Source organism: Chryseobacterium sp. SIMBA_028 (assembly GCF_046535285.1).
Taxonomy (GTDB): Bacteria; Bacteroidota; Bacteroidia; order Flavobacteriales; family Weeksellaceae; genus Chryseobacterium.
The window spans coordinates 1-251 of record NZ_JAWRWZ010000604.1 but is presented as its reverse complement, the minus strand read 5'-3'; the positions used below and the strand labels follow the sequence as shown (position 1 = coordinate 251).

The 251-nt window shown below is 37.1% G+C and carries 1 pseudogene; it reads right to left on the bottom strand.

What is annotated here, in order from left to right:
- Positions 1-251 (bottom strand): annotated as a pseudogene (locus SCA31_RS24650) (hypothetical protein); the annotation flags it as partial.

The following is a 251-nucleotide window of genomic DNA, read 5'->3' as shown; positions in this document are numbered from 1 at the left end:
ATTTACGTCGTTCAGAACTTTTGTGACATTGTTGTTGTTGGAAATGTAGGCTCTGTTTTTTGATACGTCATAATTAATATTGGCAGCAAAAATAATAGCTACATCAAACAACTGTCTGTTGGTATTCTGCAACGTATAAGATCCTGCATTCAGCATGTTGTTATTATTCACTTCTACGTAGCATATTCCAACAGGATTAAGCTGTTGTGCATGAAGCACAGATGTTGCCTGAACGATCAGTAAGACCAGTG